Genomic DNA, 16,010 nt, shown 5'->3' on the forward strand with positions numbered 1-16,010 from the left:
CTGGGCTTCGATGATCTGAAGCTACTCGCTGTCGAAACCTACATAACTCTTTGTTTACCAAGGAGTTTTCCGTTTCGACTGCGCCGGAAGTGGGGCGAATTATAGACTTCCAGAATCTGCCGTCAACACCTTTTTTCACAATACTGTCATATCGGTCAAAAAAGCCCTGAAAAGCAAAGGCCGGCCCCAAGGGGCCGGCCTTCTACTTACCGAACCTACAAGCTAGGAAAGGCAAACTGCGACGCCTCATGACTGGCCCGTTGCGGCCAGCGCTGGGTAATCGCCTTGCGACGCGTATAGAACCGCACCCCATCCGGCCCATAGGCATGCAAGTCGCCAAACAGCGAGCGCTTCCAGCCACCAAAGCTGTGATAAGCCACCGGCACCGGCAACGGCACGTTGACGCCAACCATACCCACTTCAATTTCGTCACAGAACAACCGCGCCGCCTCACCGTCACGGGTGAAGATACAGGTGCCGTTGCCGTACTCGTGATCGTTGATCAACTGCATGGCCGCTTCCAGGCTGTTCACCCGAACCACACACAGCACCGGCCCGAAGATCTCTTCTTTATAGATGCGCATCTGCGGGGTCACGCGGTCGAACAAACTGCCCCCCAGGAAGAAGCCATCTTCATTACCGGCAATACTCAGGCCACGACCATCGACGACCAACTCAGCACCCGAAGAAACGCCGTCCTCTATATAGCCACTGACTTTATCGCGCGCCTGGCCAGTGACCAGCGGCCCCATGTCCAATCCACACGTGGTGCCCGCACCAATCTTCAGCGCCTTGATCTGCGGCACCAGCTTGGCGACCAATGCGTCAGCCACCTGGTCGCCGACACACACGGCAACAGAGATCGCCATGCAACGCTCACCGCAAGAACCATACGCCGCGCCCATCAAGGCACTGACAGCGTTATCGAGATCCGCATCCGGCATCAGCACCGCATGGTTCTTCGCCCCGCCCAACGCCTGTACACGCTTGCCGCGCTTGGTGGCTTCGGAATAGATGTACTCGGCGATCGGCGTCGAGCCGACAAAGCTCAACGCCTTGACTTCCGGCGCTTCGATCAACGCATCCACCGCGCCTTTATCGCCATGCACCACACTCAGCACGCCTTTAGGCAAGCCAGCTTCCTGCAACAGTTGTGCAATCAGCAGCGTCGAGCTTGGATCACGCTCCGACGGCTTGAGGATGAAGCAGTTACCGCAGACGATCGCCAGCGGATACATCCACAAAGGCACCATCGCCGGGAAATTGAACGGCGTAATACCGGCCACCACACCCAACGGCTGGAAGTCAGACCAGGCATCGATATTCGGGCCAACGTTACGGCTGTACTCGCCCTTGAGGATTTCCGGCGCCGAGCACGCGTACTCCACGTTCTCGATCCCGCGCTTGAGCTCACCGGCCGCATCTTCCAGGGTCTTGCCATGCTCTTCGCTGATCAGCTGGGAGATACGCGCTTCGTTCTGCTCAAGCAATTGCTTGAAACGAAACATCACCTGGGCACGCTTGGCCGGTGGCGTGTTACGCCAGGCCGGGAAAGCTGCCTTGGCCGAATCGATGGCGCTTTGAATGGTTTCACGGCTGGCCAACGGCACCTGGTGAATCACCTGGCCAGTCGACGGGTTGTACACGTCGGCAGTGCGACCGTTTTCGGTGACCAATTGGCCGTTGATCAAATGCTGGATGAGGCTCATGCAGGGCTCCTGAAAAGTTGTTCTATATAGAAGGAGGAATCAGTCGATCTTGTTCAGCACTTCGCCGACCGCATCGAACAAGCGATCCAGGTCCTGCGGCTTGCTGTTGAAGGTTGGGCCGAACTGCAGGGTGTCGCCGCCAAAGCGCACGTAGAAGCCGGCTTTCCACAAGGCCATGCCCGCTTCGAACGGACGCACGATGGCATCACCATCACGCGGGGCAATCTGGATCGCACCGGCCAGGCCATAGTTACGAATGTCGATCACGTTCTTGCTGCCCTTCAGGCCGTGCAGCGCATTCTCGAAATGCGGTGCGACTTCGGCCACGCTCTGCACCAGGTTTTCCTTCTGCAGCAGGTCGAGTGCCGCCAAGCCAGCCGCGCAGGCAACCGGGTGGGCCGAGTAGGTGTAGCCGTGCGGGAATTCCACCGCGTACTCAGGCGTCGCCTGATTCATGAACGTCTGATAAATCTCGGTGCTGGCAATCACCGCGCCCATCGGGATCGCGCCGTTGGTGACTTGCTTGGCAATGCACATCAGGTCCGGGGTCACACCGAAGCTGTCAGCACCAAACATCGAACCGGTACGACCGAAGCCGGTGATCACTTCATCGAACACCAACAGGATGTTGTGCTGATCGCAGATCTCACGCAGACGCTTCAGGTAACCCTGCGGCGGAACCAGCACGCCGGCAGAGCCCGCCATCGGTTCAACAAACACCGCAGCGATGTTCGACGCATCGTGCAACTCGATCAGCTTGAGCAGCTCGTCCGCCAAGGCAATCCCGCCCAGCTCCGGCATGCCACGGGAGAACGCATTGCTCGCCAACAGGGTGTGAGGCAGATGGTCAACATCCATCAGCCCCTGACCAAAAATCTTACGGTTACCGTTCACGCCGCCCAGGCTGGTACCGGCGATGTTCACGCCGTGATAACCACGGGCACGGCCGATCATCTTGGTCTTGGTCGCCTGGCCTTTCAGGCGCCAGTACGCACGCACCATCTTCACCGCGGTATCGGCACACTCGGAGCCGGAGTCGGTGAAGAACACATGGTTCAGGTTACCCGGGGTCAGGTCGGTAATCTTTTCTGCCAGCTGGAACGACAACGGATGACCGTATTGGAAGCCCGGCGAGTAGTCCAACGTACCCAACTGCTTGGAGACCGCTTCCTGGATTTCCTTGCGAGTGTGCCCGGCGCCGCAGGTCCACAGACCCGACAGCGAGTCATACACCTTGCGCCCCTTGTCATCGGTCAACCAGCTGCCTTCGGCCGCCACGATCAGGCGCGGGTCACGATGGAAGTTACGGTTGGCGGTGTACGGCATCCAGTGCGCGTCCAGCTTCAGTTGGCTGGCCAGGGTGGACGGAGCGTTTTCGGGCATGTTCATGAGCAAAACCTCGCAAGGCAAAAGGCAGCGTCGGGATTGAAAAGCGTTGTTGCAGCTAAATTGCCACGGGGATAAAGTCGGTGAAATCCAACTCTTCTAACCTTCAGTCAGGCCTTCACTAAACTATGAGCAGCCGTCGACCCGACCCTCTGGCCCAAGTCAGCGACTTCGATATCCGACTGTTGCGCATCTTTCGCAGCGTGGTGGAGTGCGGTGGCTTCTCGGCGGCGGAAACCGTACTGGGGATTGGCCGCTCGGCCATCAGCCAGCAAATGAGTGATCTTGAACAGCGCCTTGGCCTGCGCCTGTGCCAACGCGGGCGGGCGGGGTTTTCCCTGACCGAGGAGGGACGCGAGGTGTACCAGTCGGCGTTGCAGCTGCTCAGCGCCCTGGAAAGTTTTCGCACCGAGGTCAACGGCCTGCACCAACACTTGCGCGGCGAACTGATCATCGGCCTGACCGACAACCTGGTCACCCTGCCCCACATGCGTATCACCCACGCCCTGGCACAGTTGAAGGAACGCGGCCCGGACGTACAGATCCAGATCCGCATGATCGCCCCCAATGAAGTCGAACAAGGGGTGCTCGACGGCCGCCTGCATGTCGGCGTAGTCCCCCAGGCCAGCGCCTTGTCGGGACTTGAATACCAGCCGCTGTACAGCGAACGCTCGCTGCTCTATTGCGCAGTGGGCCACCCGCTGTTTTACGCCGACGACAAGCAACTGGACGACGACCGCGTCAACAGCCAGGACGCCATCGCCCCGACCTTCCGCCTGCCCGCGGATATCCAGGCGCACTACCAGGCACTCAATTGCACCGCCAGTGCCTCGGACCGCGAGGGCATGGCCTTCCTGATCCTGACCGGCCGCTACATCGGCTACCTGCCCGACCACTACGCCAGCCTGTGGGTACAACAAGGCCGACTGCGCGCGCTGAAACCGGCTACACGTTTTTACGATTTGAGCCTCGCTTCGGTCACGCGCAAGGGCCGTCGCCCTCATTTGGTGCTGGAAAGTTTTCTCGAAAGTCTGGCCGCAACGCGCTAACACGGGCCTTACAGAAAAACCTGAGCAGCTGGACAGCTTTTTGCAAGACAAGGGGATCTCGAACCGTCAGCCATGAGTTCCCCGCCATGCCGCCAGAATCCAACACCCCCAGCGACCTGATCTACGGCCTCAACGATCGGCCCAAACCTTTGCCTGCATTGCTTGCCGCGTTGCAGCATGTGTTGGCTGCCTTCGTCGGCATCATCACCCCGCCGCTGATCATCGGCTCTACCCTGGGCCTGACCGCCCACCTGCCCTACCTGATCAGCATGGCATTGATGGTTTCCGGTGTGGGCACCTTCATCCAGGCGCGCAGGCCGTTTGGCATTGGCGCCGGGATGATCTGCCTGCAAGGCACCAGCTTCGCGTTTCTCGGCGCCGTATTGTCGGCCGGGTTTCTGGTCAAGCAACGCGGCGGCAGCCCGGAAGACATCCTGGCGATGATTTTCGGTATCTGCTTCTTCGGCGCCGCAGTGCAGGTCGTGTTGAGCCGTTTCATCGGTCAGCTCAAAAGGGTAATCACGCCGCTGGTGACCGGCATCGTCATCACACTGATCGGCATCAGCCTGATCAAGGTCGGCATCACTGACCTTGGAGGCGGCTTCAATGCCCCGGACTTCGGCGCGCCAACCAACCTGGCACTCGGCCTGTTCGTGGTACTGACCATCATCCTGCTGAACCGCTCGAACACGCCATGGGTACGGCTCTCCGCCATCATCATCGGCCTCGCACTGGGCAGCCTCGCCGCCTGGTTCAGCGGCAAGTTGGTGCCCCAAGCCTTGCCTGATTTGCCATTGATCAGCCTGCCTACACCGTTCCACTTCGGTTTCAACTTCGATTGGAGCGCTTTCCTGCCGGTAGCACTGATTTATCTGATCAGCACCATCGAAACCGTCGGCGACCTCACTGCCAATTGCATGATCGCCCGCCAGCCCATCAGCGGCCCTTCCTATATAAGCCGACTCAAGGGTGGCGTACTGGGAGATGGCATCAGTTGCATGATCGCAGCCACCTTCAGTGCCTTTCCCAACACCACATTCGCCCAGAACAACGGCGTGATCCAGCTGACCGGCGTGGCCAGCCGTTACGTCGGCTTGTACATCGGCGCGGTACTGTTTTGCCTCGGGCTGTTTCCGTTGATTGGTGCGGTGCTGCAGCAAATCCCCAAGCCGGTGCTGGGCGGCGCAACCCTGGTGATGTTCGGCAGCGTAGCGGCGGCCGGCGTGCGCATTCTCGCCCAGGCCCCGCTGGATCGGCGCAGCATGCTGATCATCGCCACCTCGTTCGGCGTCGGCCTGGGGATCGCGGCGCAACCGAACCTGCTGCACCTGATGCCAACCCTGGTGCAGAACCTGTTCGACTCGGCCATCACCAGCGGCGGCCTGACCGCCATCGTATTGTGCCTGCTGCTACCTGAAGCCAAGGCTCCCGTGGATGCCGCAAACCGGACCCTGGAAAGCGACACTCTGGAGCCGCTTTAAGGGTTTTATCGTATCGGGACTTGTCTGGGGCTTGAGGGTGGGTTATCTGTGCACACGTCGCCTTCATCGATCTGCACGGAAACCTCCATGAGCCTCGAAGTTCCTGCCCACAGCAACCACGCCGGAAAACCTGCAAGCCGCATTCGCCAAAAGAACGAACAAGCGATTTTGCAGGCCGCCGAAGACGAGTTCGCCCGTCATGGCTACAAAGGCACCAGCATGAACACCATCGCGGCGAGTGCCGGGTTGCCGAAAGCCAACTTGCACTACTACTTCACCAACAAGCTGGGCCTGTACATCGCGGTGCTCAGCAACATCCTCGAATTGTGGGACAGCACCTTCAACACCCTGACCGCCGAGGATGACCCGGCGGCCGCCCTGACCCGCTATATCCGCACCAAGATGGAATTCTCCCGGCGCCAGCCACAAGCCTCGCGGATCTTCGCGATGGAGATCATCAGCGGCGGTGAGTGCCTGACCGAATATTTCAGCCAGGACTACCGCGCCTGGTTCAGCGGCCGTGCGGCGGTATTCCAGGCCTGGATCGACGCCGGCAAGATGGACCCTATCGACCCGGTGCACCTGATCTTCCTGCTGTGGGGCAGCACCCAGCATTACGCCGACTTTGCCACCCAGATCTGCCGCGTGACCGGGCGCACCAAGCTGACCAAGCAGGACATGGAAGACGCCGGCACCAACCTTATCCACATCATTCTCAAAGGCTGTGGCATCAAGCCGGCCCTCTAAACGAAGTTACCCATGCCTTTCACGCTTACCGGCCTTTGCGAGTTTCGCGAAGAAATTCGCAAAAGCCGCTTCATTACCCTCGCCGCCCCGATCAGCAGCCCCCAGGACGCCCAGGCCTTCATCGACCAGCACAGCGACCTGAACGCCACGCACAACTGCTGGGCCTGGAAACTCGGCGATCAATACCGCAGCAACGACGACGGCGAACCCGGCGGGACGGCCGGGCGCCCGATCCTGGCCGCGATCGAAGCGCAGGATTGCGACCAGGTCGTGGTGCTGGTGATCCGCTGGTACGGCGGCATCCAACTGGGCACCGGCGGCCTGGCCCGCGCCTATGGCGGCGGCGCGAACAAATGCCTGCAAGCCGCCGAACGCGTCGAGCTGATCAAACGGGTGCCGCTGAGCTGCTCCTGTGGTTTTGCCGAGCTGCAGTTGGTGAAGCTGCGAGTGGCCGAACTGGGTGGGCTGGTGATGGAAGAAACCTTCACCGCCAATGGCGTCGACCTGCAGTTGGCCCTCGGCGAGGCACATATCGACACCCTGCAAGCGCAGCTCGCCGACCTGAGTCGCGGGCGCATTCTGCTGGAGCGCTGAAACTGCCCACATCTACTGTGCACCTGCCTGTGGATAACCTGAGCACACTCGCCTGTAACCCTTCTGTCACAAGGGTTTCAGACGGTTGTACAGTTTTTGTTCAAGGCACTGCACGAAAGTATTAATCCAGCTCAAAAACAGTCAGTTAGGCGGGTTATGTCCTTTAGAACAAAGGGCCACAGCGCTTATATCCACCGGTCACGCTTGCGCACAATTACTGTGGAGCAACCTGTGGATAACCCGTGCAAGAGTCACCCCGCAGCAGAGCCTGCAACGTTCCGGCACAACTGAGCATTTTTTGATCAACTTGCTGCTCGGCGCACCGGTATCAACTGAGCCACCGCCCACAGCACTTCAAACACCACGACAATCACCAATACAGTACTGGCACCATGGGCCAGCGCGTAGATCTGCCAGGTGGCAAACAGCACTCGGCCGGCGGCGTCGTAGCGGCCAAAGATCGCTTGTGGGTCGCGGATTCGTAGCACCGACCACACGCAGACAATCGAGCCCATCAGGTTCGCCATCAACATATGCACAGGCGCGAACGGCGGCAGCTCGCCGGGCAGGTTCAACGCCACCAGGGCGTTATGCAGCAGGACAAACGTCCAGGGTGTGACCAGTGCGGCGGTGACAATCAGGTCGTACCAACCGCTGGCCCGAACCAGTCGACGGTATTGGTGTGCGGTCCACATAGCCGTAAGCTCCTTAAATTCAAGAAGCCAGCAGGCTAAAGCCTGGAGTATGCTCCAGGGTCAAGCCCCCTTGAGCCCTCTACATGCGTATCGGCGAATTAGCCCAGGCCAGCCAGGTCAGTCGCGACACCCTGCGTTTCTACGAGCAACGCGGGCTGATTGCCGCGCAACGCAGTGCCAACGGTTACCGTGACTACCCCGCCGACATGGTGCAACTGGTGCTGTACATCAAGACCGCCCAGCGCCTGGGCTTCAGCCTGGGTGAAATCGGCAACAGCGTCGGCGCATTATGGCAAGCTCCAGACCCCGACAGCGCCGTGACCCAGCTCCTGCAAGACAAGCTCAACCTGATCGAAACCCGCATCGCCGAACTCGACCAACTGCGCCAGGAGTTGCAGCAAAGGCTCGGCCAGCGTTGTCCACTGAACCCGTGAACCTCCACCGTCAAAGGAAGCCATTCATGTCCACTTCAAAAACCGCACTGATTATCGGCGCCTCCCGGGGCCTGGGCCTTGGCCTGGCCAAGCAACTGCTGGCGGACGGCTGGGAGGTGACCGCCACCGTGCGCGACCCGCAAAAGGCCGATGCCTTGAAGGCCTTGGGCGAGGTGCAGATCGAAAAGCTCGACATGGATGACCAGCAGGCGGTAATCGCCCTCAGCCAGCGTCTCAAGGAAAAAACCTTCGACCTGCTGTTCGTCAATGCCGGTGTCAAAGGCCCGGCCAACCAGGAACCGGGCCACGCCACCCTGGCTGAAGTCGGCCAACTGTTTTTCACCAACGCCGTGGCGCCGATCAACCTGGCCCAGCGTTTTGTCGGGCAGATCCGCCCAGGCACCGGCGTGCTGGCCTTCATGAGTTCGATCCTGGGCAGTGTGACCATTCCCGACGGCTCGGACCTGGCGCTGTACAAGGCCAGCAAGGCCGCCCTCAACTCCATGACCAACAGCTTCGTCACCCAATTGGGCGATCAGAAACTGACCGTGCTGTCGTTGCACCCGGGCTGGGTGAAGACCGACATGGGTGGCGAAAACGCCCACATCGACGTGCCCACCAGCGTGCGCGGCCTGGTTGACCAGGTGAATGCCTACACCGGCAAGGGCGGCCATCACTTTGTGGACTACAAGGGCGACACCATCGCCTGGTAAAAAACCGGGATCGTTATCGGCCGATTGCCGTCGATAACGATCCACACGTAAACTGCGCACCTCGCCCTCCCCGGCGACCCTGGATCAGCAGACAGGGCAACACTGAGCTGGCAAACCTGAACCCATCATTCAGAGGAGCCGGCCAATGCCTGCGACCCGTATCTGGTTAAAAAACCCCCTCGCGATTTTCACTGCCAATGGCCTCGACGCTCGTGGCGGCCTGGTGCTGCAAGACGGTGTGATCACCGAAGTGCTGGGCTGGGGCCAAGAACCCGCCGTGCCCTGTGGACAAGTATTCGATGCCCGCGAGCATGTCGTCCTTCCTGGACTCATCAACACCCATCATCACTTTTATCAAACCCTGACCCGCGCCTGGGCGCCGGTGGTCAACCAGCCGCTGTTTCCCTGGCTGAAAACCCTGTATCCGGTCTGGGCCCGACTCACCCCGGAAAAACTCGCGCTGGCGAGCAAAGTGGCCCTGGCCGAACTGCTGCTCTCGGGCTGCACCACGGCGGCAGACCACCACTACCTGTTCCCGGACGGCCTGGAACAGGCGATCGACGTGCAGGTCGACAGCGTGCGCGAACTGGGAATGCGCGCCATGCTCACCCGCGGCTCCATGAGCCTGGGCGAGGCCGACGGCGGGCTGCCACCGCAACAAACCGTGCAGCAAGGCGAAGTGATTCTGGAAGACAGCCGCCGCCTGATCCGCCAGTACCACGAGCGCGGTGACGGCGCACAAATCCAGATCGCCCTGGCGCCCTGCTCGCCGTTTTCCGTCACCCCGGAAATCATGGAAGCCAGCGCCGAGCTGGCCAACCACCTCGACGTGCGCCTGCATACCCACCTGGCGGAAACCCTCGACGAAGAAGACTTCTGCCTGCAGCGTTTCGGCCTGCGCACCGTGGATTACCTCGACAGCGTCGGCTGGCTAGGCCCGCGCACGTGGCTGGCCCACGGGATTCACTTCAACCCTGAAGAAATCGCACGCCTCGGAGCTGCCGGTACCGGCATCTGCCATTGCCCGAGCTCGAACATGCGCCTGGCTTCCGGCATATGCCCAACGCTGGACCTGCTGGCCGCCGGCGCACCGATTGGCCTGGGGGTGGACGGTTCGGCGTCCAATGATGCGTCGAACATGATCCTCGAAACGCGCCAGGCCCTGTACATCCAGCGCCTGCGTTACGGGGCAGAGAAGATCACCCCGGAACGGGTGTTGGGTTGGGCGACAAAAGGTTCGGCGCAGTTACTCGGTCGCAGCGACATCGGCGAACTGGCCGTAGGCAAACAGGCCGACCTGGCGTTGTTCAAGCTCGATGAACTGCGCTTCTCCGGCAGCCATGACCCGATCTCGGCGCTGCTGCTGTGTGGCGCCGACCGAGCGGACCGGGTGATGGTCGGCGGCAAATGGCGGGTGATCGACGGGCAGGTCGAGGGCCTGGACCTGAAAGGCTTGATTGCCGATCACAGCCAGGCGGCGCGGGAACTGATCAACCGGACTTAACTGAAGAAACACTTTTCAAATGTGGGAGCGGGCTTGCTCGCGAATGCGTTGGGTCAGTCAACATATCTGGCGACTGACACTCCGTATTCGCGAGCAAGCCCGCTCCCACACAAGCCCGGTTTCCACAATTATTTCTGCGGTGTTTTCAGGATTGGTTACAGTCCAAGCAGCGACAGCATGATAAACGTCGCAAACAACACAAAATGGGTCATCCCTTCGATGGCGTTGGTTTCGCCATCGTTGAGGTTGATCGCACTGACAATCAGCGTGATAAACACCATCACGGTCTGCACCGGCGTCATCGCCATCTGAAACGGCTGGCCGGTGTACAAGGCCATGGCTTCCATCACCGGCACGGTCAAAATCACCGTCGACAGTGAAGCCCCCAGCGCGATGTTCACCACCGACTGCATGCGGTTGGCCAGCGCTGCGCGCAACGCGGTCAAAATCTCCGGGGCGGCGGAAATCGCGGCCACGATGATCGCCGTGATTACCGGTGGAGCCCCCGTGCCTTCCAGGCCCAGGTCGAGGGTCTTGGACATCACCTCGGCCAACGCGCCAATCACGATCACGCCAAACACCAACGTCCCGATGGAAAACGCCAGGTTGATCGGCGGCGACTCTTCTTCCGGCTGTTTCTTGCGGCGTTTTTCCGGGTAGCTGTAGCTGAAGAAATAACTGTGGGGCCCCACCTGCATCCGCAGGAACAACGTGTAGAGCACTACCATCGCGCCGATGGTGAAGGCCGAGTAAATTTTCCAGTCGGCCTCGGGGATAAATTCCGGCACCACCATCGACACACCCATGGCGGTAAGGATCATCACGCTGTAGGTGCGCGCCGAATCGTCGTTGTAGGACTGTTCGCCATGCTTGATGCCGCCCATCAGCGCGGCCAGGCCGAGGATGCCGTTGATGTCGAGCATCACCGCCGAATAAATGGTGTCGCGCACCAGAGTCGGCGAGGGCTCGTTGCTCATCATGATCGCCAGGATCACTACTTCCACCAGCACGGCGGCGAGGGTCAGGATCATGGTGCCGTAGGGGTCGCCGACCTTTTCCGCCAGTTGCTCGGCGTGATGGGCCACGCGCATCGAGGCCACGACGATAAAGCCGATCAGCGCTATGCCAGCCAACAGCGCCACCATCTGCCCGCTGTGCAGCATCCAGTGCTCCAGCGGGTAGGCAGCGATGGCGGCAATCAGCGCCAGCAGCATGAATTTTTCTTGCTTGATAGATGTGAGCATTGCAGGCCTTTTGAACGCGGCGAATCCGTCATTGATGGGGTACAGACTGCACCGCGCCGCTAACGTTTCGTTACACCTTAGTTCATGCACTGCTTGCACGGTGACTGTGGATGCTCACCGCTTGGTCAGGTTTTGCCGATTATTTCGGCGTGCGCCTGTAGAATGCCGCCATTGCACCTGATGAGAATTTATAAATGTACGATTGGCTCAACGCCCTGCCCAAGGCTGAATTGCACCTGCACCTGGAAGGCTCGCTGGAGCCTGAGCTGCTGTTCGCCCTGGCCGAACGCAACAAGATCGCGCTGCCGTGGAACGACGTCGAAACCCTGCGCAAGGCCTACGCCTTCAACAACCTGCAAGAGTTTCTCGACCTCTACTACAAGGGCGCCGATGTACTGCGCACTTCCCAGGATTTCTACGACCTGACCTGGGCCTACCTGCTGCGCTGCAAGGCGCAGAACGTGATCCACACCGAACCGTTCTTCGACCCACAGACCCACACCGACCGTGGCGTACCGTTCGAAGTGGTGCTCAACGGCATTGCCGCCGCCTTGAAAGACGGCGAGCAACAACTGGGCATCACCAGCGGTTTGATCTTGAGCTTCCTGCGCCACTTGAGCGAAGAAGAGGCCGAAAAAACCCTCGACCAGGCACTGCCATTCCGTGATGCGTTTGTTGCCGTGGGCCTGGACAGCTCGGAAATGGGCCACCCACCGAGCAAGTTCCAGCGCGTGTTTGATCGTGCCCGTCACGAAGGTTTCCTGACCGTCGCCCACGCCGGTGAAGAAGGCCCGCCGGAGTACATCTGGGAAGCCATCGACCTGCTGAAGATCCAGCGTATCGACCATGGCGTACGCGCCATTGAAGACGAGCGCCTGATGCAGCGGATCATCGACGAACAGATCCCGCTGACGGTGTGCCCGTTGTCCAACACCAAGCTCTGCGTGTTCGACGACATGTCCCAGCACAACATCCTCGACATGCTTGAGCGTGGGGTGAAAGTGACGGTGAACTCGGACGATCCGGCGTACTTCGGCGGTTATGTCACCGAGAACTTCCATGCGCTGTACACCTCGCTGGGCATGACCCAGGACCAGGCCAAACGCCTGGCGCAAAACAGCCTGGATGCACGGTTGGTCAAGCCTTAATCACCGACCGGTCTGGCGAGCCGGGCAATTTCCAGTTGCCCGGCTTCACTGACCTGCAACGCCTGGGACTCATTGATCACGCTGACCCAGTTCGACTGCAGGCACAACTGCAACAACGCGGCCCCCAACGCACCGCCCAGGTGTGGCTGCTGTTCGCTCCAATCAAAACAATCGCACACGATCGGCTGAGCCAGTGCCTGGGTAAAAATCCCCAGCGCTGCGAGTTTGCGCGCACCTGACGGCGTCACGTCCGTACGCTGTTCCGCGCGCTCGATCCACCCGGCCGCCATCATCCGTTGATACAAACCCGCTGCCAGCTCGCCCCCCAGGTGACCATGGCACAGCCGCGCTCGCCGTAAAGCCGCAGGCGCAGTCAATGACCGCGAATGAATGGGCGTGCTGCGGGCGACGCTGGCCATCGTGGTGCAGGCCAATGCATCCACGGCGGCCGCCACATCGGCGGCGGCCACCCGGAAAAAGCGTTTGCCGCTGCGGGCTTCGACACGCAACAGGCCACCGGCCGTCAATCGCGTCAGATGCGCATTCGCCGAGGCCGATGACAGCCCGGCAAGTGTCGCCAACTCATCGGAGGGTTTGGCCGAGCCGTCCATCAATGCCCACACCATCGCGGTGCGTTTCGGGTCGGCCAGCAAGGTGGCGATCTGACTGATGCAAGGTGCCTGTTCCATGTGCTCATTCACTCCCTGTTGAATCATTTGTCTGCTGCGTCTGGCGGAAAAGTATAAGCGTGAAAACGCCGGGTTCCGTGCCGTCTTACAGCGCAACCAAGGACAGAAGATGAAGGAAATTTCCCGATATCCCCGGGGTTATGGTGTAGAGGCTGATCGCTCCGGCAATTGCGCAGTCAATGTCGCACAACGGGCAACGAGCATTTCCCGCAGAAGATTGATCGGCTTGCTCAGTTGCGCGCGATGGGCACACAACAGATTGAGCGGCGTACGTTCGCCCCGCAGCTCCGGCAGGATCAGCCGCAGGCGCCCCGCCAGCACATCCGAGCTGACATCCAGCCAGGACTTGTAGGCGATACCCACCCCCGCCACCGCCCAGCGTCGCACCACATCGGCATCATCACTGAAGCGGTCGCCGGTCACCGTCAGGCCGACATCACGCTTGCCATCGTTAAACCCCCAATGGTCATGCACCCGGCTGCCGAGCATGTACAGCAGGCAATTGTGCTGGGTCAGTTGCTCCAGGTGGCGCGGCTCGCCGTGCCGCGCCAGATAGCTGGGAGCAGCGCAGAGCACGCGGCAGTTGTCCGGGGCGATGGGCAACGCGATCAGGCTGGAGTCTTCGGGTTCGCCGTAGCGCAGGGCGATATCCACCGGCTGGCGGAACAGGTCGGCAATCCGGTCGCCCAACAACAGGCGTACGCTCAGGTCGGGGTATTCGCGCTGGAACTCATCGAGCCAGGGCAACAACTGGTTACGGCCAAAGTCCGACGGCGCCGAGAGTTGAAGCACCCCGCTGACCTGATCCTGGCCGCTGGCCAACAACCGCCGGCCTTCATCCAGGCTGCTCAAGGCGGCCCGGGCGTACTCCAGGAAGCCTTCGCCCTCGGCCGTGAGGCGCAGGCTGCGGGTGGAACGCGCCAACAACCGTGCGCCCAACTGCTGCTCGATGCGCTTCAACGCCGCGCTGGCCACCGCCGCCGACATGTCCATCACCCGTGCTGCCGCCGAAAGGCTGCCCAGGTCTGCCGCACGCACAAACAACTGCAAGTCATCAAAACGCAGCACGCCGACCGCCCATTATCAAAAAAGCATTGAAAGAGACTGCTCTTTTAGCGGGTTTTATCTTCCAGAGAAATAGCCAATCATCTGTCCATCCCGTTCATCACGTGTCTGGAGTCGAATATGTCTGCTGCCTTTAACGTCATCGCCACGCTGATCGCCAAACCCGGCCAACAGGCCACCCTGGAAACCCTGCTGCGCGAGCTGCTGGAACCGACCCGCATCGAAGCCGGCTGCCAGCAGTACGACCTGCACCAGGACCTGCAACACCCCGAGACCTTCTACATGCTCGAACGGTGGAGTGACGACGCCGCGCTGGCCGACCACGACCAGAGCGCGCATATCCAGAATTTCCGCACCAAGGCTGCCGACGTGCTTGAGCATTTCGAACTCAAGCGCCTGAAGTTTATTGCCTGATCAACCGCCCCCTTTTTTGGAAACCATCATGAAAGCCATCGCCTACTACGCCGCACTGCCGATCAACGATCCAAAATCCCTGCAAGACATCGAACTGCCCGAACCGGTCGCCGGCCCCCGCGACCTGCTGGTGGAAGTCAAAGCCATCTCGGTGAACCCGGTGGACACCAAGGTGCGCCAGAACGTCGCCCCGGAAAACGGCGCGGCCAAAGTGCTGGGCTGGGACGTGGCCGGTGTGGTCAAGGCCGTGGGCAGCGAAGTCAGCCTGTTCAAGGTCGGCGACAAGGTGTTCTACGCCGGCTCCCTGGTACGCCCCGGCGGCAACAGCGAACTGCACACTGTCGATGAGCGCATCGTCGGCCATATGCCGAAAACCCTGGGTTTTGCCGACGCTGCTGCACTGCCGCTGACCGCCATCACCGCCTGGGAATTGCTCTTCGAACGCCTGCAAGTGCGTGAAGGCAAGGCCGATGAAGGCCAGAGCCTGCTGATTGTCGGTGCTTCGGGTGGTGTGGGATCGATCCTGACCCAACTGGCGAAACAGCTCACCGGCCTGAAAGTCATCGGCACCGCCTCCCGTCCTGAAACCCAGGCATGGGCCAAGGACCTGGGCGCCGACCTGGTGATCGACCACAGCAAACCGTTGAGCGAAGAGCTGAAAAACGCCGGCCATCCGCAGGTGAACTACGTCGCCAGCCTGACCCAGACCGACCAGCACCTGGACCAACTGGTGGAAGCGCTGATTCCCCAGGGCAAACTGGCGCTGATCGACGATCCCAAGGCATTGGACGTAAGCAAGCTCAAGCGCAAGAGCCTGTCGCTGCATTGGGAGTTCATGTACACCCGTTCGATGTTCGAGACCAGCGACATGATCGAGCAGCACAACCTGCTCAATCGCGTCGCCGAACTGATCGACGCCGGTACTCTGAAAACCACCGTGGGCGAGCACTTTGGCGTGATCAACGCGGCTAACCTGCGCCGCGCCCACGAACTGCTGGAAAGCGGCAAGGCCAAGGGCAAGATCGTGCTGGAAGGGTTCTAACGAAAGGTTCTGTCAGTGTCGTCTGTTATTCATGTGAGTAATGGACGACACCGCTAGTCAGAGACTTGATCCTTGTCATATTTGTGAGCGTATTCG

At 60.5% G+C, this 16,010-nt stretch carries 16 protein-coding genes; 10 read left to right on the forward strand and 6 right to left on the reverse strand.

Annotated elements, in window-relative coordinates; all coding sequences use genetic code 11:
- Positions 1–215 precede the first annotated feature (215 nt).
- Together HX824_RS15115 and HX824_RS15120 are read right to left on the reverse strand one after the other, a co-directional pair.
- Entirely contained in the window at positions 216–1,709 is a 1,494-nt protein-coding gene (locus tag HX824_RS15115) for a CoA-acylating methylmalonate-semialdehyde dehydrogenase (protein ID WP_003211182.1), read from the reverse strand.
- A gap of 39 nt (positions 1,710–1,748) precedes the next feature.
- Positions 1,749–3,098, reverse strand: coding sequence for an aspartate aminotransferase family protein (locus tag HX824_RS15120; protein WP_008430786.1), 1,350 nt, complete (start codon positions 3,096–3,098; stop codon positions 1,749–1,751).
- Between the two features lie 125 nt (positions 3,099–3,223).
- Here HX824_RS15120 and HX824_RS15125 point away from each other — a divergent pair, with 125 nt between their 5' ends.
- The 4 genes from HX824_RS15125 (at position 3,224) to HX824_RS15140 (ending at position 6,966) form a co-directional block, all read left to right on the forward strand.
- Positions 3,224–4,144, forward strand: a complete 921-nt coding sequence (locus HX824_RS15125; RefSeq protein ID WP_087693467.1) for a LysR family transcriptional regulator — start codon at positions 3,224–3,226, stop codon at positions 4,142–4,144.
- An 86-nt stretch (positions 4,145–4,230) separates the two neighbouring features.
- The gene (locus HX824_RS15130) at positions 4,231–5,625 is read left to right on the forward strand and encodes a uracil-xanthine permease family protein (RefSeq protein ID WP_003211176.1); all 1,395 of its coding nucleotides are present in this window, start codon (positions 4,231–4,233) and stop codon (positions 5,623–5,625) included.
- Between the two features lie 87 nt (positions 5,626–5,712).
- Positions 5,713–6,372: a TetR/AcrR family transcriptional regulator gene (locus HX824_RS15135; protein ID WP_003211175.1), complete on the forward strand. Its 660-nt coding sequence runs from the start codon at positions 5,713–5,715 to the stop codon at positions 6,370–6,372.
- A gap of 12 nt (positions 6,373–6,384) precedes the next feature.
- Positions 6,385–6,966: a YigZ family protein gene (locus tag HX824_RS15140; RefSeq protein WP_102368022.1), complete on the forward strand. Its 582-nt coding sequence runs from the start codon at positions 6,385–6,387 to the stop codon at positions 6,964–6,966.
- Between the two features lie 302 nt (positions 6,967–7,268).
- On the opposite strand, the gene HX824_RS15145 is transcribed toward HX824_RS15140, so the two are convergent.
- Complete coding sequence (locus HX824_RS15145; RefSeq protein WP_008430778.1) at positions 7,269–7,661, reverse strand: hypothetical protein; 393 nt, start codon at positions 7,659–7,661, stop codon at positions 7,269–7,271.
- A gap of 83 nt (positions 7,662–7,744) precedes the next feature.
- Between HX824_RS15145 and HX824_RS15150 the strand changes: the two genes are divergently transcribed.
- The 3 genes from HX824_RS15150 to HX824_RS15160 all read left to right on the forward strand — a co-directional run bounded on the left by HX824_RS15150 (position 7,745) and on the right by HX824_RS15160 (position 10,312).
- A complete protein-coding gene (locus HX824_RS15150; protein ID WP_003211171.1) occupies positions 7,745–8,095 on the forward strand; it encodes a MerR family transcriptional regulator in 351 nt (116 codons plus the stop codon).
- Positions 8,096–8,121: 26 nt separating this feature from the next.
- Positions 8,122–8,808: an SDR family oxidoreductase gene (locus HX824_RS15155; RefSeq protein WP_003211169.1), complete on the forward strand. Its 687-nt coding sequence runs from the start codon at positions 8,122–8,124 to the stop codon at positions 8,806–8,808.
- 145 nt (positions 8,809–8,953) lie between these two features.
- Positions 8,954–10,312: an 8-oxoguanine deaminase gene (locus HX824_RS15160; RefSeq protein ID WP_177054764.1), complete on the forward strand. Its 1,359-nt coding sequence runs from the start codon at positions 8,954–8,956 to the stop codon at positions 10,310–10,312.
- A gap of 155 nt (positions 10,313–10,467) precedes the next feature.
- Here the strand turns inward: HX824_RS15160 and HX824_RS15165 are convergent, their stop codons facing one another.
- Entirely contained in the window at positions 10,468–11,556 is a 1,089-nt protein-coding gene (locus tag HX824_RS15165) for a calcium:proton antiporter (protein WP_003211166.1), read from the reverse strand.
- Between the two features lie 194 nt (positions 11,557–11,750).
- Here HX824_RS15165 and HX824_RS15170 point away from each other — a divergent pair, with 194 nt between their 5' ends.
- Positions 11,751–12,704 (forward strand): adenosine deaminase, encoded by a 954-nt coding sequence (locus tag HX824_RS15170; RefSeq protein WP_008430770.1) that lies wholly within the window; start codon positions 11,751–11,753, stop codon positions 12,702–12,704.
- On the opposite strand, the gene HX824_RS15175 is transcribed toward HX824_RS15170, so the two are convergent.
- Positions 12,701–13,393, reverse strand: coding sequence for a helix-turn-helix transcriptional regulator (locus HX824_RS15175; protein WP_008430768.1), 693 nt, complete (start codon positions 13,391–13,393; stop codon positions 12,701–12,703). The genes HX824_RS15170 and HX824_RS15175 overlap by 4 nt on opposite strands.
- A gap of 138 nt (positions 13,394–13,531) precedes the next feature.
- Positions 13,532–14,461, reverse strand: a complete 930-nt coding sequence (locus tag HX824_RS15180; RefSeq protein WP_087693475.1) for a LysR family transcriptional regulator — start codon at positions 14,459–14,461, stop codon at positions 13,532–13,534.
- A 117-nt stretch (positions 14,462–14,578) separates the two neighbouring features.
- Here HX824_RS15180 and HX824_RS15185 point away from each other — a divergent pair, with 117 nt between their 5' ends.
- The gene (locus HX824_RS15185; protein WP_003211158.1) at positions 14,579–14,872 is read left to right on the forward strand and encodes a putative quinol monooxygenase; all 294 of its coding nucleotides are present in this window, start codon (positions 14,579–14,581) and stop codon (positions 14,870–14,872) included.
- 28 nt (positions 14,873–14,900) lie between these two features.
- Positions 14,901–15,914: a zinc-binding alcohol dehydrogenase family protein gene (locus HX824_RS15190; protein ID WP_003211156.1), complete on the forward strand. Its 1,014-nt coding sequence runs from the start codon at positions 14,901–14,903 to the stop codon at positions 15,912–15,914.
- Positions 15,915–16,010: the final 96 nt, after the last annotated feature.

Source organism: Pseudomonas sp. D4002 (assembly GCF_013385665.1).
Lineage (GTDB): Bacteria > Pseudomonadota > Gammaproteobacteria > Pseudomonadales > Pseudomonadaceae > Aquipseudomonas.